Annotated in this window: 1 rRNA gene; it reads left to right on the forward strand. The window is 53.7% G+C overall.

Going from position 1 to position 702, the window contains the following annotated elements:
- Positions 1-685, forward strand: a 23S ribosomal RNA gene (locus tag J3L11_RS18875); the annotation flags it as partial.
- Between the last annotated feature and the right edge of the window lie 17 nt (positions 686-702).

Here is a 702-nt window from a genome sequence, read left to right on the forward strand (position 1 = left end):
TTAGGGACAGTGCCTGGTGGGTAGTTTGACTGGGGCGGTCTCCTCCTAAAGCGTAACGGAGGAGCACGAAGGTTGGCTAAGTACGGTCGGACATCGTACGGTTAGTGTAATGGCACAAGCCAGCTTAACTGCGAGACAGACACGTCGAGCAGGTACGAAAGTAGGTCATAGTGATCCGGTGGTTCTGAATGGAAGGGCCATCGCTCAACGGATAAAAGGTACTCCGGGGATAACAGGCTGATACCGCCCAAGAGTTCATATCGACGGCGGTGTTTGGCACCTCGATGTCGGCTCATCACATCCTGGGGCTGAAGTCGGTCCCAAGGGTATGGCTGTTCGCCATTTAAAGTGGTACGCGAGCTGGGTTCAGAACGTCGTGAGACAGTTCGGTCCCTATCTGCCGTGGGCGTTGGAAGATTGAGGGGGGTTGCTCCTAGTACGAGAGGACCGGAGTGAACGAACCGCTGGTGTTCGGGTTGTCATGCCAATGGCATTGCCCGGTAGCTATGTTCGGAATTGATAAACGCTGAAAGCATCTAAGCGTGAAGCGAGCCCCAAGATGAGTCTTCCCTTGGACTAGAGTCCACTAAAGAGCCGTTCGAGACCAGGACGTAGATAGGCAGGGTGTGTAAGCGTTGTGAGGCGTTGAGCTAACCTGTACTAATGACTCGAGAGGCTTAACCATACAACCCAGATGGGTTT

Origin of the sequence: Shewanella sp. 4t3-1-2LB (assembly GCF_017368415.1) — a bacterium.
Classification (GTDB): Bacteria; Pseudomonadota; Gammaproteobacteria; order Enterobacterales; family Shewanellaceae; genus Shewanella; species Shewanella fodinae.